Origin of the sequence: Aestuariivirga litoralis, assembly GCF_015714715.1 — a bacterium.
Lineage (GTDB): Bacteria > Pseudomonadota > Alphaproteobacteria > Rhizobiales > Aestuariivirgaceae > Aestuariivirga > Aestuariivirga litoralis_A.
Window position 1 is genome coordinate 1,337,779 of record NZ_WAHS01000001.1, and the last position, 20,373, is coordinate 1,358,151.

Consider the following 20,373-nt stretch of genomic DNA (forward strand, 5'->3'; position numbering starts at 1 on the left):
ATGGCCAAAACCGAAGCCTACTGGAACGGGCAAATGATTGCCGCTTCCGATCATTGCATTCTGGTGGAAGGCAATGCCTATTTCCCACTTCAGGATTTGCGCGTTGGGTTTTTTCAACCCTCGCAGCGCACTTCCGTTTGTCACTGGAAGGGTAATGCGAATTATTTCGATGTTGTGGTGGACGGCAAGACCAATCCCAATGCCGCATGGACCTATCATGCGCCGAAGGACAAGGCCGTAGCGATAAAAGACTACGTGGCTTTCTGGAACAGCGTTGAAGTGACGGGCGCTGACGCTGCGAAACCCCTTTGAGAAAAAGTGCGAGCCTCGAAATGCGTCACCCAGATGACGGGCAATCGCGGGCGCGTTGAACACCCCACTTTTGATGGTGATCTGTTCGCCGCTGCCGATGGTCTCTCCGGCCAGATCATCATGAAGGAAAGCGGCTATGTCGAAGTAACTACCGAGGATCAAACTGACCAAGTGGCGGTGGATATCAACGCCACCGGAAGTTTCACCGGCAATAATGTTCCGCTGGAAGTTTCGCGCTCCTTTGCCATGGTGATGGGCATCCTGGCACGCACCTTCTTCGGGGCCTGACGCATGGGCCCCTATCTCTGGACCGGCCTCATCGGCCTGGTGGCGGCACTCATTGCGAAACTGCTGCTGCCCGGACGCAATGGGCCCCGCAATCTCTTTGTTGTTGCACTGCTTGGCGTTGCCGGATCCTTTGTCGGCACATTTCTGTGCCAGTTCTTCGGCATCTACGCGTCCGGCGAATTTGGTTTCATCGGATCGGTGGTGGGGTCAGTGGTTTTGCTGTTCATCTGGGATTTGATGTTCAAGAAGAAGCAACCTGTTCCGATGGCAAAAGTGCCGCCACCGCCTAGCCCTCCTCCCCCGCATGAAGCAGCGTTCGGGAATCAGACGTAATTGAGCGGCAGCGCCGTTGTTTCCTTGATTTTTTCCATCACGAAGCTGGATGAAACATCGGCGAGCGGGATGCGCGCGATCAGGCGTTTGTACAGCGCGTCATAGCCCGCCACATCCGGCACCACGGCATGCAGCACATAATCGGTATCGCCAGTGGTGCGGTAAACGCCGATGATTTCCGGCAGGCCCTGCACTGCGTTGGAAAATTTCTCCAGCCAGGATGGATCATGCTGCGCGGTTTTGATGGCGATGATCACCGTCAACCCCACATTCAGCTTGGCGGCATCGAGCAGCGCCACGCGGCCTTTGATCACGCCGCGCTCTTCAAGCGCCTTGATGCGCCGCCAGCAGGCATTGCGCGACATATGGACCAGCGCGGCCAGTTCCTCGATGCCGATAGAGGAATCACGCTGCAGATGTTTCAGGATTTCCTGATCCTTGGGATCAATCATCGGAATCTCAGCTTTTGGGTGGATAATTTCTCATCCATAGCCCAAATCACGATACTATTCGAGAGAATTTCTCATCCCAACCGGGCTAAAATGGCGCAAACCGGAGAAATACCATGAAGAACCCCAAAGAAATCTTCCTCGACCACCCGCATGCCGCCGGGGAAAGCTATTTCGAGCATATGGCCTTTGCCTTCCGGTTTTCGGGCCGCCTGTTCCGTGCCGCCTGTGCGGCTTTTATCCACGGCGTGGTGCCCGATGCGTTTGAGACCACCGCGTCCACCACGGTTCTCACTATGGGTGAGGAACTGCGTGCACGGCGCGCAGCTTTGGTGCGCGGCAAGGCGGAAGCTGCCTTGAGCTGAACCCTCCTTCCAATAGCCATCCACGATTATTGGGGGTGATCTGCGCGGATGTCGTTTTTTGACTAGAAGTCGGTATTCTGCCTTGGCATAAGGCCGCCATGGCCAATCTCATCATCACTTACTGGCGCGACATTCCTTCCGCCGTCTCCGTCAAGATCGGGCGCAAGGAAGAAAAGCGCATGCTGGACAACCGCTTCATGGAAGCGATCGACATGGCGGCGATGCGCTCCGGCTCTACTGATACTGACGCCTATCTGGCCGATTGGCGGCGCGGCGAGCCTCAAGCCGTCAGCGATGACATGGCCACCGAGGCCGACAAGGCCAAGGCCGCACTTGAAGCCGAATACACCCAGGACAAAATCAAAGCCCTCATCGCCAATGGCGGGAAAGCCTCATCATGACCCATACTCTCGTGGCTTCTGCCACCCGTAGCCACATCATTGGCTTTGACAAGCCGTTCACGGTGATCGGCGAGCGCATCAATCCCACCGGCCGCAAGAAGTTGGCCGCTGAAATGCAGGCCGGCAATTTCGAAACGGTGATCAAGGACGCGCTTGCCCAGATGGCTGCCGGTGCCCACATCCTCGACGTCAATGCCGGCGTGACTGCCGTGAACCCCAACGAGACCGAGCCGCCGCTGATGAAGCAGACGCTTGAGATCGTGATGAGTGTCACCGACATGCCGCTCTGCATCGACTCCTCCGTCACCTCCGCTCTCAAGATGGGCCTCGAAACCGCTAAGGGCCGCCCGCTGGTGAACTCGGTGACTGGCGAAGAAGAAAAGCTGGAAGCCATTCTCCCGCTGGTCGCCAAATACAATGTTCCCGTGGTTGCCATCTCGAATGACGAGACCGGCATTTCAGAAGATCCGGACGTGCGTTTCGCCGTGGCCAAGAAAATCGTCGAGCGCGCTGCCGATTTCGGCATCAAGCCGGAAGACATCGTGGTCGATCCGCTGGTGATGCCGATTGGCGCCATGGGCACCGCCGGCCAGCAGGTGTTCCGCCTGGTGCGCCGCCTGCGCGAAGAGCTAAAGGTCAACACCACCTGCGGCGCCTCCAACGTGTCGTTCGGCATGCCGAACCGCCGCGCGCTGACCGGCTATTTCCTCGCCATGGCCGCCAGCCACGGCATGACCAGCGCCATCATGAACCCGCTGCATGATGAAGACATGCACGCCATTTTCGGCGCCAACGTGCTGAACGGCACGGATGCACATTGCCGTTTCTGGAACAACAAGTTCCGCGAAATGACCAATGCCCCGTCAGCGGCTGCACAGGCTGCGGGCGAAATTTCGTCTAACGAAGACATCGCCGCCCGCCGCGCCGCACGTGAAAGTCGCCGCCGCAGGTAACTTGCACATCTCTCTAACAACTCTCCATCGGTGGGCTTGTCCCGCCGATTTTGTTTTGACGGCAACGTCGATGGGCGCGGAAGGCCTAGACCAAGTCCAGATGGAAGAACTGGCAGAAATCTGACTTCACGTAATCCCCGAACGCGTCGCCTTCCTTGAAGCCGTTGGCGCGGTACAGGCCTACGGCTGCATCGAAGGGGCCGCCGGAACCGGTTTCCAGCGACAGGCGTTTCAGGCCCCGCGCCTTCGCCTCCGCGATAATATGGGCCAGCATGGCCTTGCCGTAGCCCTTGCCGGCCTGGCCGTCGGCCACGCGCATGGATTTGATTTCGCCTGTGCCGTCACCTAGCTCTTTCAGCGCACCCATGGCGACGGCCTGATCCGCCACCCAGATCACCCAGAAGCTGATCCCGGGCTTCTGCAGGCCGCTCCAATCGAGTGCGAAAACATGGCCGGGCGGTGAGCTCGCATGCATGCCGCGCAGATGGTATTCCAGCAGGGCGCGCACGCGGGCGTCATCGAAATTTCCGGGCCTGATTTCCATGGCCAAAGCATGTCGCAATTTGTCCTGTGCGGCAAGCGGGGCTCGGCTATAATTGACGCCATGAGCATGGCATCCGAGCAAAATCCGCTGATCGTTTTCACCCCGTCCGGCAAGCGCGGGCGCTTTCCTGCCGGCACGCCGGTTTTGCAGGCGGCGCGGTCACTAGGCGTGGATATCGACTCGGTGTGCGGCGGGCGCGCCATTTGCGGGCGCTGCCAGATCAATATTGGCGAAGGCGAATTTGCTAAGCACGGCATCACCTCGTCGGCTACACATGTGAATGGCGTGACGCAGGTTGAAGAACGTTACGACCGTATCCGTGGGCTTCCCGCAGGCCGCAGGCTCTCGTGCCAGACCAAGATTGAAGGCGATCTCGTTGTTGACGTGCCGCCCGAAAGCCAAGTGCACAAGCAGGTGGTGCGCAAGGAGGCTGACACGCGTGTGATCGCGCTCGATCCTGCCACCACGCTTTATTACATCGAGGTGGAAGAGCCTGACATGCACAAGCCCTCCTCCGATCTGGAGCGGGTTTACATCGCGCTGAAAGAGCAATGGGGCATCGACCATCTGTCCACCGATCTCAATGTGCTGGCAGACCTGCAGAAGGTGTTGCGCAAGGGTGAATGGAAAATCACCTGCGCGGTGTTCTCGCGCAATGCTGGCGGTGGCAACAAGCTGGCGGCGATCTGGCCGGGCTTTCATGACAAGCTGTTCGGCCTCGCCGTCGATGTGGGCTCCACCACCGTGGCGATGCACCTCACCAATCTATCCACTGGCGAAGTGGCGGCATCAGGCGGTTTGATGAATCCGCAGATCCGTTTCGGCGAAGACCTGATGAGCCGCGTGTCTTACGTGATGATGAATCCGGGTGGCGAGGCCGAGATGACCGGTGCCATTCGTGAGGCGCTGCAACAGCTGGCTGAGTCAGTGGCTACGCAGGCAGGCATTTCGGTGACTGACATTTTGGAAGTGGTGCTGGTCGGCAACCCGGTCATGCATCATCTGTTCCTTGGCATCGACCCGGTTGAACTCGGCGGTGCGCCCTTCGCGCTGGCTGATGGCATGGCGCTGACCTTCCCGGCGCGCGAGATGGGCTTCAAGCTGAATGCAGGCGCGTCTGCCTATATCCTGCCCTGCATCGCAGGGCATGTGGGTGCCGATGCCGCTGCTGTCGCTTTGTCCGAAGCGCCGCATGAGAGCGATGAGATCATGCTCTGCGTGGATGTGGGAACCAATGCCGAAATCATCCTCGGTTCGAAGCAACGCCTGCTGGCCTGCTCGTCGCCCACCGGGCCTGCCTTCGAAGGCGCGCAGATTTCCTGCGGGCAGCGGGCTGCACCGGGTGCCATCGAACGCATCCGTATCAATCCTGAAACGCTGGAGCCGCGTTACAAGGTGATCGGCTCTGACAAGTGGAGCGATGAGGACGGCTTTGAAGACGAGATCAAGGCCACGGGTGTTACCGGCATTTGCGGTTCCGGCATTATCGAAGCGATTGCGGAAATGTATCTGGCCGGCATCATCAACCAGGATGGTTTGATGGATGGCACCTTTGCGGCACGCTCACCCCGCATCGAGCAATACAAACGCACGTTCAATTACATTATTCGTCAGCCTGCGGATGAATCGAACCAGCCGCTGATCCGGGTGACGCAGAATGACGTGCGCGCCATCCAGATGGCGAAGGCCGCGCTTTATGCCGGTGTGCGTTTGCTGATGGACAAGCTGGAAATCAACGAGCCGCGCAAGATCCGCCTGGCCGGTGCCTTCGGCTCTCATATCGACATGAAATATGCGATGATCCTGGGCCTTATTCCGGATTGCGACCTCGCGCGCGTGCAAAGTGCCGGTAATGCGGCGGGTACGGGTGCGCGTATCGCGCTGCTCAACAAGGCGGCGCGTGATGAGGTGGAGCATGTGGTGCGCCGCATCGAGAAAATCGAAACTGCGGTTGAGCCGATGTTCCAGCAGCATTTCGTCGAAGCCATGGCCATCCCGCACAAGACGGCGAATTTCGTGAATTTGAAAAAGGTGCAAGAACTGCCGCCGATCAAGACCATTGCAGCCGCGGATGATGAGGGCGGCAGCCGCCGGCGCAGGAGAGGCTGATGACGCATCCGGCATTTGCAAAGGGCCGCACAGCGGTGATCACGGGCGGTGCATCCGGCATTGGGCTGGCGACGGCCCAAGTGATGGCAGGCTTCGGCATGAAGGTTGTGCTGATCGACTTGCCGGGCGAAAAGCTTGACGCTGCCGAAAACGCTTTGGGTGCTGTAGCGATTGGCGCTGATGTTTCTGATGCGGGCGCGATAAACGCTGCTGCAGCGCGCGTGGCGAAGGAATTGCCGCCCGTGACTTTCCTGATGAATAATGCGGGGCTGGGGCCCGCTTCATCTGCTGTCACCGCTTCACCTGCTTGGGTAACGATCCTTGGCGTCAATCTCTGGGGTGTGATCCATGGTACGCAGGCTTTTGCACCGGCGATGCTTGCGCATGGTGAGACGGCGCTAATCGTCAATACCGGATCGAAACAGGGCATCACCACGCCACCAGGAAATCCGGCCTACAATGTTTCAAAGGCTGGCGTGAAGGCCTTCACCGAAGCGCTGGCGCATGAAGTGCGCAATGCGCCGGGCGGGAAAATTTCGGCGCACCTGCTGATCCCAGGCTGGGTGTTCACTGGATTGACGGCAGGCGGCAAGACCGAAAAACCTGCTGGTGCGTGGAGTGCCGCGCAGACGGTGGACTTTATGCTGCAATCACTGGAGCGCGGCGATTTCTACATTCTCTGCCCGGACAATGACACGCCGCGCGCGCTGGATGAAAAACGCATCGCCTGGGCGGCGGGAGATCTGGTTGAGAACCGCCCGGCCCTGTCGCGCTGGCATCCGGATTTTGCCGATGCCTTCAAGGCCTATGTGAACAAGGCTTAAAGGGGCGCCTGGTTGATCTCGATGATGTTGCGATCCGGATCACACAGAAACACCTGCGGGAAACCGGCCATGCCGGTTTTCTTCACAATCAGTTTCTGCGGATGATCTGGCGGCAAGTCAGCGCTGTAGCCTTTAGCCTCGAGCTCGGCGACCGTGGCATCAAAGTCATCTGTACGCAGAGCAAAGTGAACATCGTCATTGTCCACGCCGCGCTGGCGGAAATTTCCGGGCGGGTGAACGACGAGGTGAACCTGGAGCGCGCCCAACCCATACCAGATGCCAATGATCGTGAAGGGCGGACGCGCGATGCGCTTGAAGCCGAGCACGTTTTCGTAGAAGGCCGCAGAGCGATCAATATCGGTCGAGATCAAAGCGACGTGGTGCAACGCAAGGTTTGGCATTGTTTATCCTCTGACGGATATAGTAACTCGGTTTTTATCCATGGTTGAACAAGAATTTGCAACACGCGGTTGGGTGAAGTTTGCGGCTGAGGATTCCACGCGCGCATGGATCGCAGCGGCACGGAGGCCAGCATTCGGATCAATGCATGATCCCGCGCATGCGGATTGGTGGCGCTGTGGGGGAACGTGGTTCGTCGGTGTCGATGCGCTGCCCAATGACGACCAAGGCCGCGTGGGTGATGGGCCCGCACTTTCAGGCGCTGCGGTTGATTTTATTCGTCACAGCTTGATGCGGTCGCAGATTGCTTCGCATCGTGGACAGGTTTCGATTTGCCTGCCGGGTTATCCGAAACGTGGAAGTGATGAGACCGAGGCGCAGCATGCGTTTCGCGCCAAGCGGGATTCAGCGCATGTGGACGGGCTGCATGGCGAGGGTGCGCAGAAGCGGCGCTATCTGCGCGAGCTGCATGATTTCATTTTCGGGATTGCGCTGGATGATGTGGATCATGGCGCGGCGCCCTTTGTGGTGTGGGAAGGATCGCATCTGATCATGCAGGCCATGTTCAAGGATGCGCTGCGTGATGTACCAGTGGAGAAATGGGGAGAGGTGGATTTCACCGATCGCTACAAGGCGGCGCGGGCGCGGGTTTTTGAAAGCTGCAAGCGGGTGGAGATTCCGGCGCGCGCCGGGGAAGCTTACGTGACGCATCGCTTTGCGCTGCATGGCGTGGCGCCTTGGGGCGAGACTGCATTGAAGCAGAGGGCGGTTGTTTATTTTCGCCCCTGCAACATGAATGCGGCCGATTGGCTGGCGCGAGACTAAGCTTCGGTTTCGCCGCCGCCGTCTTTCCAGTCCTGGAATTTTCCGAGATTGAAGACCTTGTCGTAGCCCATTTCCTTCAGCGTCTGGCCGGCCAATGCGGCGCGGCCACCTGAGGCGCAGTAGGTGATCAAGGTTTTCTCAGGTGTCAGTTCTTTCACATGGCCGGGCGAATCCGGGTCGGCCTTGCCTTCGAGAAGGCCACGCTGGGTGTGGATAGCGCCCTTCACCTTGCCGGTGGCCTGAAGCTCGGTGCCGTCGCGCACGTCAAGAAAGACCACATCATCGCGGCCCAGCAGTTTCTTGGCGTCTTCCACTGAGATCGTCGGAACGACGGCGCGGGCGGCGGCCAGCATGTCGGCAAATTTCTTGACCATGGTTTTCTCCCTGTTACGCTTGAGCATAGCGCATATTGTTCCGGACACAAAATTCAGCTTGACAATTTATTCCTATAGGAGTATATGCCTTATCATGCGACATCCCCTTCACTTTCTTTTCCGCACCGCTTTCATTCTTTCGCTGACGATCACCACTGCTGTGACCCGCGCGCCTGTCGCGGCGGACAAGGGCATGGTGGTGACCTCGCAGCATCTGGCCTCTGACGTGGGGTTGAATATTTTGAAGGCTGGCGGCAACGCGGTCGATGCCGCTGTTGCTGTGGGTTATGCGCTGGCGGTGACCAATCCGTGCTGCGGCAATATTGGCGGCGGCGGCTTCGCCACGCTGCATCTGGCGGATGGGCGCGACATTTTCCTGAATTTCCGCGAGAAAGCGCCTTTGGCCGCCACTGAGAAAATGTATCTTGATGACAAGGGCGAGGTGAAGAAGGATGCGAGCCTGGTCGGCTATCTGGCCGCCGGCGTGCCCGGCACGGTGCTGGGGCTGGACACGCTGCTTTCCAAATATGGCACGATGAAGCGTGCCGATGTGATGGCGCCGGCGATCAAGCTGGCCAATGACGGCTTCACGCTGGATCAGGGCGATGTGGATATTCTGGCGCTCGGCTCAAAAGATTTTGTGATCCAGTCCAATGTGGCAGAGGTGTTTCTGAACGCAGGTAATCCCTGGAAAGCCGGCGACACATTAGTGCAGAAAAAACTGGGCGCTTCGCTGCAGCAGATTTCTGATACTGGGCCGGATGCCTTCTACAAGGGGCCGATTGCCGATGCAGTGGTTGCCGCTTCGCAGGCGGGTGGCGGGGTTTTCAGCAAGAAGGATTTTGAGGATTACACGGTTGAAGAACTGGCCCCGGTGAAATGCACTTATCGCAGTTTGGAAGTGATTTCATCGCCACCGCCCTCCTCCGGCGGAACGACGATCTGCGAAATCCTGAATATCCTGGAAGGTTATCCGATCCACGATATGGGCTTTCACTCCGCTGCCAGCGTGCATGTGATGGCGGAGGCGATGCGCCATGCCTATGTGGACCGCAATTTCTCACTGGGCGATCCGGACTTTGTGAAGAACCCTGTCGATAGGCTGACATCGAAGGATTATGCGGCGGCTATTCGAACCACGATTGATCCCATGAAGGCCACGGCTTCGGCTGATCTCAAGCCCGGCACGCCGCCGCATGAAGGGACGCAGACTACGCATTTTTCCATCGTCGATGCGGCGGGCAACGCGGTTTCGATTACCTACACGATCAATGGCTATTTCGGCGCGCGGGTGATGGCGGGAGATACCGGCTTTTTCCTCAATGACGAGATGGATGATTTTACCGTGAAGCCCGGCGTGCCCAATCTGTTCGGGCTGGTGCAAGGCTCTACCAATGTGATCGCACCGGGCAAGCGGCCGCTGAGTTCGATGAGCCCGACCATCGTGAAGAAGGACGGCAAGGTTTACATGGTGCTGGGCAGCCCCGGCGGCTCGCGCATTATCACCATTGTGCTGGAGGCGATTTTGAATGTGGTCGATCATGGCATGACCATTCAGGAAGCCGTGGATGCGCCGCGCATTCATCACCAATGGCTGCCGGACCAGATCAGTGCTGAGCCGTTTGCTTTCTCTGCCGATACGGCGAAGATCCTGACTGACATGGGGTACAAGCTGGTGGAGCAGACGCCCTGGGGTGCGGCAGAGTCCATCCTGATCGGGCCGCAACCGGAGGCGTCAACCACGCAGAGCTCCGGCAATGACGCGATGGCGGGCGGCAAGCCGATTCCCGGTAAATATTATGGCGCGCATGATGACCGGCGCAGCGCCGGCGCGGCGGTGGGTTACTAAGTCTTCCGCCCGGCCAGCAGTGCCAGAACCCCTGCTCCGGAGATGAGCAGCATGCCCAGCACCGTTGTTGAGGTGGGCACTTCGCCGAAGAATGCGAAGCCGAACACGATGGCCCAGAACATGCCAGTATATTCGAAGGGGGCGACGACATTGGCTTGGCCAATACGGTAGGCGTTGGCGAGGAAGGTCGAGCCCAGGGCGGCGATCACGCCGCAGATCGCCATCAGGCCGGCCACATGCCAGGTGGGCCAGTTCCATTCGCGCAGCAGGAAATCTATACTGGGATTGCCGAAGGGCTTGAGGCCAAGCATATGGACGCCGCCGGCTATCGCCGAAGCGCCGAGCAGATAAACCCAGTTCTGGTAGAAGACCATCACGGTGACGGGCGAGCGCGCGCCGAATTTGCGAGCCAGCAACTGGCCGAAGGAATAGGCGAAGGCCGAGACAAGCGAGAGCAGTGCTGCCGGTTTGAACAGGGCCGTGCCGGGCTGCAGGATGATGAACACACCGACCAGGCCCAGCAGCACGGCGCACCAGCTTTTCCAGCCAGCATATTCGCCCAGCATGGGGCCGGAAATCACGATCACCACCAACGGCACCATGAAATAAAGCGCCACCGCTTCGGCCAGCGGCAGCGCCGGGAAGGCCATGAAATAGCTGGTGTAGGAAATGAGCAGGAAGAGGCCACGCAGGAGCATGAGCGGGATCTGCCGGTCATAGAGTGCCTTGAGACTGCCCTTGCCTTCCCAGGCCACCATGGCGAGCAGGATAGGCATCGACACAATGGCGCGGAAGACGATGGCCAGCGTAACCGCTTCGGTGCCGCTGATCGATTTGATGACGGAATCCTGGAGCGAGAAAACCAGTGAACCGGCGCACAGGCAGACAATGCCGATCAGATTTTGGCGGGCGGTGGAGGTGGGCATGGGGAATGAATCGGCGTGAGTGGATTTCAGTCATAGCCGATGTGGGCGGGGCCGGGCATGGCCTAAAGACGGATGGAGAGGTGAATGCGACTCACGCTCATTTCCTCAGTTTCAATCGTCACCCCGGCGAAGGCCGGGGGCCCGCTTTCTTACATTGAGCGCGTGAAAAGAAGCGGGGTCCCGGCCTTCGCCGGGATGACGGAGTGAGTGGATTACTTCGGCATCACCACGGCGCGGGCACCCTTTTGCGCGGCTCTCAGGCAGAGATATTCCAGCACCAGCGCTGAGGCAGCCATGGAGGTGAGTTCGGCGTGGTCATAGGGTGGCGAGACTTCGACCACGTCCATGCCGATGAAATTGATCGGGCCAAGCTTGCGGATGATTGAGGCCGCCTGGTGATAGCTGAGGCCGCCGGGAATGGGCGTGCCGGTGCCGGGGGCGACCGAAGGATCGAGGCAATCAATATCAAAGGTGAGATAGGCTTTCTTCTTGCCCACCTTGTCGCAAATGATCTTGGCGAGTTGGGCGCTGGTGCTTTCATGCACTTCATCAGCATAGATGATGCGGAAGCCCATCGTGGTTTCACCCACGAAGGTGGTGCGGATGCCGATCTGCACGGAATGCTCGGGATCAATCAGACCCTCTTTCACTGCGTAGCCGAACATGGTGCCATGATCGATGCGACCGCCGGTGTCGATCTCTACATCACGATGCGCATCGAAATGCACCAGTGCCAAAGGCCCGTGTTTCTTGGCGTGGGCTTTCAGCAGCGGGTAGGACACATAGTGATCGCCGCCCAGCGAGATCAGTTCGACATTCTGGTTGATGATTTCAGCGGCGTGGTTTTCCAGCGTTGTTGGGAAGGCTTCCTTGTTGCCCCAATCAAAGAAGCAATCGCCGTAATCGACCACGGCCAGCGTGTCGAAGGGATCGAAATTCCACGGCCAGTATGGACCCCAGGCATTTTCGGCGCTGGCGCGGCGGATGCCTTCCGGGCCCATGCGCGTGCCGGAGCGGTGCGACACCGCCTGGTCGAAAGGAATGCCGGTGATGGCGAAATCCACGCCCTTCAAGTCGCGCGTATATTTGCGGCGCATATAAGAGAGCGCGCCAGCATAGGTGGCTTCCCAGCGGGTGCCTTTCAAATTTTCGCGGCGGAAGGCTTCATCGCCGGGCACGTAGCCCAGCTTGTCGAGTTCGAGGGCCATTATTCAGTCAGTACCAATGCATCGTCAGGATTGAATTGCACCCAGAGCTTCTGGCCGCGTTCGACACCGGCACCACCTGTGCGGCTGTCGTTCTGGACGTTCACTTCCAGCTCCTTCTTGCCGACATCGAGAATGATGTGGCTGGTGTCGCCGTAATAGGCAACGTCGCGCACAATGGCCTTGGCGGTGACGAATTTGCCACCCTTCGCTTCCTTGGTGACGAGCTTCAGTTTTTCCGGACGGATGGCTATCGTGGCTGACATGCCGGCGGCCTTGTCGGTGCCCATGTCGAATTTACCGAGCGTCTCGGTATCACAGGTAATGATCTTGCCCTTTTGCTTGAGCACTTTTGCATCGAGTAAATTCACCTTGCCGATGAAGTCTGCGACGAAGCGGTTTTGCGGGTGTTCGTAGAGTTCGGCTGGCGTTGCGATTTGCGCCACGCCGCCCTTGTTCATCACCGCGATGCGGCTGGCCATCGAGAGGGCTTCATCCTGATCGTGGGTGACGATGATGAAGGTGATGCCCACGGTTTCCTGCAGGCGTGTCAATTCCATGCGCATGTCGTCACGCAGCTTGGCATCGAGGGCCGAGAGCGGCTCGTCGAGCAGCAGCACTTTGGGGCGTTTTACCAATGCGCGGGCAAGCGCCACGCGCTGGCGCTGGCCACCGGACATCTGGTCAGGTTTGCGCGCGGCGAGATGCGATAGCTTCACCATTTCCAGGCCTTCGGCCACGCGGCGCTTGATCTCGTTCGGTTCCACGCCAGTAACCTTCAGGCCATAACCCACATTCTGTTCCACCGTCATATGCGGGAAGACCGCGTAGGATTGGAACACCATGTTGGTGGGGCGCAAGTTCGGTGGTGTGAAGGCCATGTCGGTGCCGCCGATCATGATCTGGCCTTCGGTTGGCGTTTCAAGCCCGGAGATCATGCGCAGCAGCGTGGTCTTGCCGCAGCCCGAGGGGCCCAAGAGTGCGAAGAATTCATTCTGCTGAATGTCGATTGACACATTGTCGACGGCCTTGACCCCGCCGGCAAATTCCTTGGTGACATTACGGATGGAGATGATCGGTTCGGTCATGGTTTCCTCAATGGCCTGTGCCGGATTTTCCGGGAGACTGGAATTTGGTTGCAAGCACGGTGGCGAGAACGGTGATGATGATCAGCACGGTAGAGGCCGCATTGATCTGGCGCGGATCAGGGTTCTTCACCATCGAATAGATCTTCACCGGGAAGGTGGTGGAGCCCGGGCCAGAGGAGAAGAAGGTGATCACGAAATCATCCAGCGAGAGCGTGAAGGCGAGCAAGCCACCAGCCACGATGCTGGGCATGAGGAAGGGGATGATGACATTCCAGAAGGTTTGCCATTCGGTGGCACCGAGATCTTTTGACGCCTCTTCCAATTGGCGGTTGAAGCCCACCAGCCGGGCGCGCACCACCACGGCGACGAAGGGGAAAGAGAAGGCGATATGGGCGATGATGATGTTGGACAGATTGAGCGGCCAGACCAGATCGCGCACCGCCAGCATCAGGCCGGTCTGGCTGAAGAAGAGCGCCATGGCCACGCCCATGCAGATTTCCGGCACCACGATGGGCATGCCGAGGAAAATTTCAAAGCCCACGCGGGCCGGGAAGCGGAAACGCCAGAGTGCAATGGCGGTGGTGACGCCGAAGATCGTGGAGAACAAAGTTGAAATAAACGCGATTGCCAGCGAATTGGAGAGCGCGAAGAAGATCACGTCATTGTGCCAGGCGTTGACATAGTTCTCCAGCGTGAAGCTTTTCCACACACTGTATTTGCTGCTGTTGAAAGAGAAGGCGATCAGCGTGGCAATGGGTATGTAGAGGAAAGCGGATACAAGGATGAAAGTGGCCTTCATCCACCAGCGCGAGCTGTAATCGAGGGGGCCCTGTCCCGGTTTCAATTGCTTGGCCATCAGGCGTCAACCCCTTTCGAGCGCAGCGCGAAGAGATGGCGCGCATACATGGCGAGGAAGGTGGCGAACATCAGGATGAAGGACAGAGCCGCACCGAAGGGCCAGTTGTTGGCGCTGCCGAACTGGTTCTGGATGGCGTTGCCGATGGTCCAACTGTTGGGGCCGCCCAACAGATCAGAGGTCAGGAACGAGCCGAGGCATGGGATGAAGACGAGAATGATTCCGGTGATCACGCCGGGCATGGTGAGCGGCAGGGTGACGCGCCAGAAAGTGGTGGCTTGCGTGGCGCCGAGATCAAGGCTGGCTTCGAGATAGGATTTGTCGAGGCGCTCAACCGTCGAATAAAGCGGCAGCACCATGAAGGGCAGATAGCAATAGATGAGGCCCAAAATCACCGCGCCACTGTTGTAGAGCATCTCAAAAGGCCCGATGCCGAAGATGCCGAGAAACTGATTGAGCAGGCCTTGGGTGCGCAAAACCTGCATCAGCGCATAAGTGCGGATCAGCAGGTTGATCCAGAAGGGCAGAATGAGCAGCAGCAACAATAAAGGCCGCCATTTTTGTGGTGCGAAGGAAATGCCGAAGGCCAGCGGATAGGCCAGGATCAAGCAAATGAAGGTGGCAATGGCGCTCCACAACACAGCGCGCCAAAGCAGGACCAGATAATTCCAGCCGGCAGCGTCCATGTAATTCGAGAAAGTGGAGACGTAATTGTATTCGGTGGCGGAGATGACGCCATCAATCGTTGCCTTTTCCGAGAAGGAAAGCACGAACAGAAATGCCATCGGGATCAGAAAGAAAACCACCAGCCACAAAGAGCCCGGTGAGACCAGTGTGAAAAAGACTTTCCGGTAGTCTTTCCAATTATCCAAGATAGAGGGGCTCCCAGCCTTAGTGCTGGTGAAAGATTACATACTTTTATCAGGGGGGCAACACGGGGAGGAGATTTGCCCCCTCCCCGCTTTACGTATTTTAGGCGGCCTGAACGGCTGTCCAGATATCGTCACGGGCCTTCTGGCCATCTTCGCCGAGATAGAGGCTCGGATCGCATTTCGCCAGTACGTCAGCCGGCGGGAAGGTGATCGGGTTGTTCTTATAATCGTCGTCCATCAAGGCGCGGGCCGCTTCATTTGGCGTGCCGTAATGGATGGTCTTGACGATTTCAGCATTCACTGCGGGGTCGCAGATGAAGTTGAGGAAGGCGTGGGCGTTTTCCGGATGAGGGGCACCCGACGCAATGGCCATAGTGTCCTGCCAACGGTTCGAGCCTTCCTTCGGGATCGAGAAGTCGAGATCATCGTCTTCGGATTTCACCTGGGCAATGTCGCCCGAATATTCGACGGCGAGATCGACTTCCTGTGAAGCCAGCAAGTCCTGGCCATTGTCCTTGGCAAAGGTCTTGATGTTTTTCTTCGACGCGATCAACAGGTCCTTGGCTTTGCCGAGTTCGGTGGCATTGGTCGAGTTCCAGTTGTAGCCGAGCTTCTTTAGGGCGATGCCGATGGCGTGTTCGCTGTCGCCCTGCACCGAGATGCGGCCGGCATAATCCGGCAGATCGAGCACGTAGCCCCAGGAATCCGGCGTCTTGCCATCCTTCATCTTCGACTTGCGGTAGCCGATGCCCATCGTGCCCCACATGTAAGCCAGCGAATATTTGCGGCCCGGATCGAATTCCGCATCCTGGAATTCCTTGGCGAAATTCTTGAAGTTGGGGATCTTGGCGTGGTCGAGAGGCATCAGCATCTTGGCGGCCACCATGCGCTGGATGTAGTTGCCCGAAGGCACGATCACGTCATATCCGGGATTGCCGGCCTTGAGCTTGGCGAAGAGTTCGTCGTTGTCGGCGAAGAGATCCATCTTCACCTCAACGCCGGTGGCCTTGTTGAAATCGGCCAGCGTGGTTGCGCCAATATAGGTATCCCAATTGTAGAAGTTCAGCGCCTTTTCTTCCGCCGCCATCGACTTGTAGGGCAGCAGGGTCACGCCAACGGCAAAGCCGAGGCCGCCCTTCAGGGCGTTGCGGCGGCTCATCCGCATGGTGGGGGAAAGTTTGGGCATCGTCGTCTCCTTCAGGTGAGTTTGAAACAATCCGGATCAGCTTTGACGCAAGAGATTAAGCCATTCCGGCGAGGAATTTCCACGTTAAAAATTAGGCAGATTGCCTTACTCCATCTCGGCCTTCACATCGGCATAGGTTTTGTCCAGCGCAACGCGGGCCCGCTTCACCAACTCGTCGATTTCCTCCCTGGTGATGCAGAAGGGCGGCGCCAGCACCATCGTATCCCAGCAGGCGCGCATGACCAGATTGACGTCGAAACAATGGTTGCGGCACATGGTGCCGACGCGGCCTGAGTCATTGAAACGCGAGCGCTTGGCCTTGTTGCTGGACAGCTCAATGGCGCCGATCAGGCCCACCGAGCGGGTTTCGCCCACAATGGGGTGATCATTCAGGCTGGCTAGCGCCTGGTTGAAATAAGGACCAAGTTCGGCCACCCGTTCGATCATCTTTTCGGACTGCATGATCTCGACGTTTTTGAGTGCGACGGCTGCAGCTACCGGATGGCCCGCATAGGTCATGCCGTGATAGAATTCGCCACCCTTGTCGAAGAAAGGCTCGATCAGCTTGTCGGAGAAGGCGATGGCGCCGATGGGCAAATAGCCCGACGACAGGCCCTTGGCCATGTTCACAATGTCGGGCTCGTAGCCGAAGGTTTCAAACCCGAACCAGTTACCGGTGCGGCCAAATCCGCAGATCACCTCATCCGAAATCAGCAGCACGCCATATTTCTTGCAGATGCGGCTGATTTCCGGCCAGTAGGTAGAGGGCGGGATGAGCACGCCGGCGGCACCCTGGATCGGCTCACCGATGAAGGCAGCCACATTGTCGGGCCCCAGTTCGAGAATTTTCTTTTCCAGTTCCTGGGCGGCTTCGAGGCCGAATTCTTCCGGCGTCTTGTCGCCGCCGAAATCATACCAATAGGGTTGTTGAATGTGGTGGAAGCCGGGAAGCTGGTCGCCGCCCTGCTCGTGCATGCCGATCATGCCACCCAGATTGGCGGCCACCCAGGTCGAGCCATGGTAACCGCGCTTGCGGCCGATAATGTGCTGCCTGTAGGGCTTGCCCATCAGCTTCCAGTAATGGCGCACGAAGCGCACGATGGTGTCGTTGCCTTCGGAGCCGGAATTGGTGAAGAAAATGGTCTGAAACTGCTTGGGCAGGACCGATGAAATCTTGGCGGCAAGCTCGGTGGCAGGTGCCGTCGTCGTCTTGAAGAAGGTGTTGTAGTAGGGCAGATCAAGCATCTGCTGGTAGGCCACTTCGGCCAGTTCCTTGCGGCCATAGCCGATATTCACGCACCACAGGCCAGACATGCCGTCGAGAATCTTGTTGCCCTTGGCATCCCAGATCCAAACGCCGTCACCATGGGTGATGACGCGCGGGCCACCGGCGGCGCGGAAGGCCTTGTGATCGGTAAAGGGATGGAAGTGATGGGTGATGTCCGCCTTTACGATGGCGTCGAGATCGAGATTCTTCTTGTGCACATTCATGGTTCAAACTCCTGCTGATGAGAAACGAAGCGGCACAAAGTGCCGCTTAGGTCAGAGGGCTGAAGAACAGGGGCTGAAGCCGATGCGGGCGCAGGCCACGAGCAAATCGCGCTTGGCGTTACGCTTGATATTGGGCTTGTAGCGTTCCATCGCAGCACTATGGCACAGGGCCAAAGGGGGTGCAATCAGAGCTCGTATTCGCGGTGCACCGGCGGGCGGTGTTGGTGAAGCAAGCCGACCACGATGGCCACCAGGACAAGACCTGCCGCGAAGAATGCAATATCCGGCGCTATGCCGCCAGCATTGAGAAGTTCCAGCGGCAAGGCAAGCGCCACCACCAGCACGGGTGCGAGGAAGGCCTCCATCGCCATGCGTGCCGTGCTGCCACGGCCTGCTGGGGTGAGATAGACACTGGCTGCGAGTTGCGAGAGCACGCCCACGAAAACCAGTAGCCAAGTGAGGCTCCAGCTATGGCCCCAGAAACGATCAAGAGCGGCCATGGATAGCCCGGCGGCCACAATGATCGCCAGTGCGATCATCACGCTCTGCATGTCGCGGAAGGCGTAGCCGACAACCAGCAACACCAGCAGCGTGCCGCCGCCCAGCACCCAGAGAACGGATCTGACTTGCGCGCGGGCCTGCTCCTCTGCAGCGGCGGCAGGATGGCGCACGTCAAAGCCCTCGCGTTCAAGATCAATTGCCAGTTCGGCATTGGAGACATTTTCCGCCGGAGTGACCTGCAGGCGGTATGGGCCCCCGGCATTGCCGAACACGGCGTGAAGCTCATCAGGCAGATGATCGAGATCCGGCACCTCGGCACTGGCCAGCGCATCGGCCCGGTCAGCCAGGCGGTTGAAACCGCCGAACAGGCGGTTTTCCAGATGGGCCAATTGATCGTCATTGCCGGTGGCGGCGAGAATGGCGAGGCTGCGGCGGAAGGCATCGGCGGCGTCTTTGAGATCGGGCTTGGCCGTGGCCGCTGTGGCGATTTTCTGCAGGCTCTGCTGCAAGGAGTCGATTTGATATTTCAGGTCAATGATATCATCAGGCGATGGGCGCAGCAGCGGCTCGATGCGGGGGAACTGGCCCTTCAGCTGCTTGAGATAGACGGCTTTCGCGGCACCCTCCTCCGGCAAGAATGTGCCCAGCCAGCGCACGCCCTTGGCACGCGAGAAAGACTGCAGGCGGGTGATGGCGACATCCACTGCGGACTTGTTCTGCGCCATGATGCTGACCGGCACGTCAAGCTGCACCTCCGCCTTGTCATTGGGGAGCGCCATGATGACAGCACATGAAATCACCACCAGCACCACCGCCAGAACGCGCGACAGGACTTGCCACCTGCCGGTTTCAAACAGAACACGGTGCGCAGGCACGAACCATTGCGCGGCGCGCCATTGCACGCCGCCGGGCATCAGGCGAAAAATCGCAGGCGGCAGAGTGAGAGCGCAGGCAAAGCTGAGGACGGCAAAGGTCAGGGCTAGCGCTGCGCAGATGCTCGTGCTGGTGGAGGCCAGCACAGCCAGAGCCAACCACGGGGCCACGCAGGCACCGCTCAGCAGCAAGGCATTGCGGCCTTCATATTGAGCGGACAACATCAGGCTGGTCTCGCGCGCCCAGCGGGTTGGACTGCGAGTGACCAGCGCCATGACCAGATGCAGGCTGACCTGGCCACAAACCAGAAGTCCGCCCAGCCAGAGCGGCCAATAGGCCAACCAGTCGACACCGAAGGCCCAAAGCTGCAAGGCGGCAAAGACCGGCGCCAGCGCCAGTATGGGCGCGAGGAAGGCCAGCACCAGCGACAGGCGGCCAAAGCCCAAGGCCAGAAGGAAACCGGCGAAGACCAGGCCGATGCCCAAGCCGCTGGCAAAGCGCATGGGATCGAAGGGCGGGCCTGCCTTGGCCGGCACGCCATGGCTGGCGGCGGCGAAAATGGCGTCGGTATCGGTGGTGTGGCGGAAATCATTCAGCGTGCGCAGCGTGACATCTCGCGCTGCCGCATCCTGCCCCGGCTTTGGCAGTGCCAGGATTGTGGCGGTGCTGCCTTCCGGGTCCACTTCCAGATCGGCAATCCGCGCCCAATTCACCGGCTTTTCTTCGCCGCGCGTAAGATTCTGCACGGAATCGGCTGCCTCGGCGAGAAGATCATCGAGGCCTTCCGGGTCACGGCCCGCTTGCACAGAGCCTGCAATTTCGGTGACCAGCGTGGCCATGCTTTGCGCTGCGGGCGCCGCCGCCACCGCAGTGAACAGCGGCTGCAGGGACAAGGCATAGGCGACGCGGGCCTTCACCTCGTCCAGCGGGCGGTAGAGCATGTCGCGGTCGTCGTAATAGTCGCCCACGCCGGGGGAATAGACGAAGGCAAAAACATCACCGCGGATTTTTAGGGCGCTGACCAGTTCGCGTTGTTCGTCGCGCAGCTTGGCGGGATCGCGCGCCACCAGGCGCACCGTCTGCAAGTCTTCCCAGGAGGCAAGCCCACCGCTGGATGTGCCTGCATTGCCCATCGGGAATTGCGCCGGATCAAGTGTAGGTGCCTTCCACAGCAGGACAGAGGCCAGCACGCAGAGGCAGGCCAGCGACGCCCAAGCGAGGATGACTGCAACGGCGTTGCGCCAAGCAAAGCGCGTCACACGGGCAAAAAGATTGGGCGTGATCCTGGGTTGGGAAAGTGGTGGTGGTTCGAAGCGGGCCCGCAATTCTTCGAACAGCGAACGCACCATG

Annotated in this window: 22 protein-coding genes; 10 read left to right on the forward strand and 12 right to left on the reverse strand. The window is 59.0% G+C overall.

The window, feature by feature from the left end:
• From F8B91_RS06915 to F8B91_RS06925, 3 genes are read left to right on the forward strand one after another with little or no spacing between them, the layout of a single operon-like run.
• Entirely contained in the window at positions 1–312 is a 312-nt protein-coding gene (locus F8B91_RS06915; protein ID WP_196502943.1) for a DUF427 domain-containing protein, read from the forward strand.
• Positions 313–318: 6 nt separating this feature from the next.
• On the forward strand, positions 319–600 hold the full coding sequence (locus F8B91_RS06920) for a hypothetical protein (protein WP_196502944.1): 282 nt from the start codon (positions 319–321) through the stop codon (positions 598–600).
• A gap of 3 nt (positions 601–603) precedes the next feature.
• Positions 604–933: a GlsB/YeaQ/YmgE family stress response membrane protein gene (locus F8B91_RS06925; protein WP_196502945.1), complete on the forward strand. Its 330-nt coding sequence runs from the start codon at positions 604–606 to the stop codon at positions 931–933.
• Here F8B91_RS06925 and F8B91_RS06930 read toward each other — a convergent pair.
• A complete protein-coding gene (locus tag F8B91_RS06930) occupies positions 924–1,385 on the reverse strand; it encodes an Lrp/AsnC family transcriptional regulator (RefSeq protein WP_196502946.1) in 462 nt (153 codons plus the stop codon). The genes F8B91_RS06925 and F8B91_RS06930 overlap by 10 nt on opposite strands.
• A 113-nt stretch (positions 1,386–1,498) precedes the next feature.
• On the opposite strand from F8B91_RS06930, the gene F8B91_RS06935 reads away from it, so the two are divergent.
• The 3 genes from F8B91_RS06935 to F8B91_RS06945 all read left to right on the forward strand — a co-directional run bounded on the left by F8B91_RS06935 (position 1,499) and on the right by F8B91_RS06945 (position 3,101).
• Complete coding sequence (locus F8B91_RS06935) at positions 1,499–1,747, forward strand: DUF6356 family protein (protein ID WP_196503982.1); 249 nt, start codon at positions 1,499–1,501, stop codon at positions 1,745–1,747.
• A 98-nt stretch (positions 1,748–1,845) separates the two neighbouring features.
• Complete coding sequence (locus tag F8B91_RS06940) at positions 1,846–2,148, forward strand: virulence factor (protein WP_196502947.1); 303 nt, start codon at positions 1,846–1,848, stop codon at positions 2,146–2,148.
• Positions 2,145–3,101, forward strand: a complete 957-nt coding sequence (locus tag F8B91_RS06945; protein ID WP_196502948.1) for a methyltetrahydrofolate cobalamin methyltransferase — start codon at positions 2,145–2,147, stop codon at positions 3,099–3,101. The genes F8B91_RS06940 and F8B91_RS06945 overlap by 4 nt, the downstream gene beginning before the upstream one ends.
• Positions 3,102–3,186: 85 nt before the next feature.
• Here the strand turns inward: F8B91_RS06945 and F8B91_RS06950 are convergent, their stop codons facing one another.
• Positions 3,187–3,645, reverse strand: a complete 459-nt coding sequence (locus tag F8B91_RS06950) for a GNAT family N-acetyltransferase (protein WP_196502949.1) — start codon at positions 3,643–3,645, stop codon at positions 3,187–3,189.
• A gap of 60 nt (positions 3,646–3,705) precedes the next feature.
• Between F8B91_RS06950 and F8B91_RS06955 the strand changes: the two genes are divergently transcribed.
• Positions 3,706–5,754 carry an ASKHA domain-containing protein gene (locus F8B91_RS06955; RefSeq protein WP_196502950.1) on the forward strand — a complete coding sequence of 683 codons (2,049 nt, stop codon included), beginning with the start codon at positions 3,706–3,708 and terminating at the stop codon, positions 5,752–5,754.
• Entirely contained in the window at positions 5,754–6,578 is an 825-nt protein-coding gene (locus tag F8B91_RS06960; RefSeq protein ID WP_196502951.1) for an SDR family NAD(P)-dependent oxidoreductase, read from the forward strand. Before F8B91_RS06955 ends, F8B91_RS06960 begins: the two co-directional genes overlap by 1 nt.
• Here F8B91_RS06960 and F8B91_RS06965 read toward each other — a convergent pair.
• Positions 6,575–6,979, reverse strand: a complete 405-nt coding sequence (locus F8B91_RS06965; RefSeq protein ID WP_196502952.1) for a VOC family protein — start codon at positions 6,977–6,979, stop codon at positions 6,575–6,577. The two genes, F8B91_RS06960 and F8B91_RS06965, sit on opposite strands and share 4 nt — an antisense overlap.
• 142 nt (positions 6,980–7,121) lie before the next feature.
• Between F8B91_RS06965 and F8B91_RS06970 the strand changes: the two genes are divergently transcribed.
• On the forward strand, positions 7,122–7,802 hold the full coding sequence (locus tag F8B91_RS06970; protein WP_196502953.1) for a hypothetical protein: 681 nt from the start codon (positions 7,122–7,124) through the stop codon (positions 7,800–7,802).
• On the opposite strand, the gene F8B91_RS06975 is transcribed toward F8B91_RS06970, so the two are convergent.
• Positions 7,799–8,176: a rhodanese-like domain-containing protein gene (locus F8B91_RS06975; protein WP_196502954.1), complete on the reverse strand. Its 378-nt coding sequence runs from the start codon at positions 8,174–8,176 to the stop codon at positions 7,799–7,801. The two genes, F8B91_RS06970 and F8B91_RS06975, sit on opposite strands and share 4 nt — an antisense overlap.
• 94 nt (positions 8,177–8,270) lie before the next feature.
• Here F8B91_RS06975 and ggt point away from each other — a divergent pair, with 94 nt between their 5' ends.
• The gene (gene ggt / locus F8B91_RS06980) at positions 8,271–10,025 is read left to right on the forward strand and encodes a gamma-glutamyltransferase (protein ID WP_196502955.1); all 1,755 of its coding nucleotides are present in this window, start codon (positions 8,271–8,273) and stop codon (positions 10,023–10,025) included.
• On the opposite strand, the gene F8B91_RS06985 is transcribed toward ggt, so the two are convergent.
• The 8 genes from F8B91_RS06985 to F8B91_RS07020 all read right to left on the reverse strand — a co-directional run bounded on the left by F8B91_RS06985 (position 10,022) and on the right by F8B91_RS07020 (position 20,372).
• The gene (locus F8B91_RS06985; RefSeq protein WP_196502956.1) at positions 10,022–10,951 is read right to left on the reverse strand and encodes a DMT family transporter; all 930 of its coding nucleotides are present in this window, start codon (positions 10,949–10,951) and stop codon (positions 10,022–10,024) included. The two genes, ggt and F8B91_RS06985, sit on opposite strands and share 4 nt — an antisense overlap.
• A 212-nt stretch (positions 10,952–11,163) precedes the next feature.
• Positions 11,164–12,159, reverse strand: a complete 996-nt coding sequence (gene speB / locus F8B91_RS06990) for an agmatinase (protein ID WP_196502957.1) — start codon at positions 12,157–12,159, stop codon at positions 11,164–11,166.
• Positions 12,159–13,244: an ABC transporter ATP-binding protein gene (locus F8B91_RS06995; RefSeq protein WP_196502958.1), complete on the reverse strand. Its 1,086-nt coding sequence runs from the start codon at positions 13,242–13,244 to the stop codon at positions 12,159–12,161. The genes speB and F8B91_RS06995 overlap by 1 nt, the downstream gene beginning before the upstream one ends.
• A 7-nt stretch (positions 13,245–13,251) precedes the next feature.
• Positions 13,252–14,100 (reverse strand): ABC transporter permease, encoded by an 849-nt coding sequence (locus F8B91_RS07000; protein ID WP_196502959.1) that lies wholly within the window; start codon positions 14,098–14,100, stop codon positions 13,252–13,254.
• Complete coding sequence (locus F8B91_RS07005) at positions 14,100–14,972, reverse strand: ABC transporter permease (protein WP_246714986.1); 873 nt, start codon at positions 14,970–14,972, stop codon at positions 14,100–14,102. Before F8B91_RS07005 ends, F8B91_RS07000 begins: the two co-directional genes overlap by 1 nt.
• Positions 14,973–15,072: 100 nt before the next feature.
• Positions 15,073–16,158, reverse strand: coding sequence for an ABC transporter substrate-binding protein (locus tag F8B91_RS07010; RefSeq protein WP_196502960.1), 1,086 nt, complete (start codon positions 16,156–16,158; stop codon positions 15,073–15,075).
• A gap of 105 nt (positions 16,159–16,263) precedes the next feature.
• Positions 16,264–17,649: an aspartate aminotransferase family protein gene (locus F8B91_RS07015; RefSeq protein WP_196502961.1), complete on the reverse strand. Its 1,386-nt coding sequence runs from the start codon at positions 17,647–17,649 to the stop codon at positions 16,264–16,266.
• Positions 17,650–17,834: 185 nt separating this feature from the next.
• Entirely contained in the window at positions 17,835–20,372 is a 2,538-nt protein-coding gene (locus F8B91_RS07020) for a hypothetical protein (RefSeq protein ID WP_196502962.1), read from the reverse strand.
• Position 20,373: the final 1 nt, after the last annotated feature.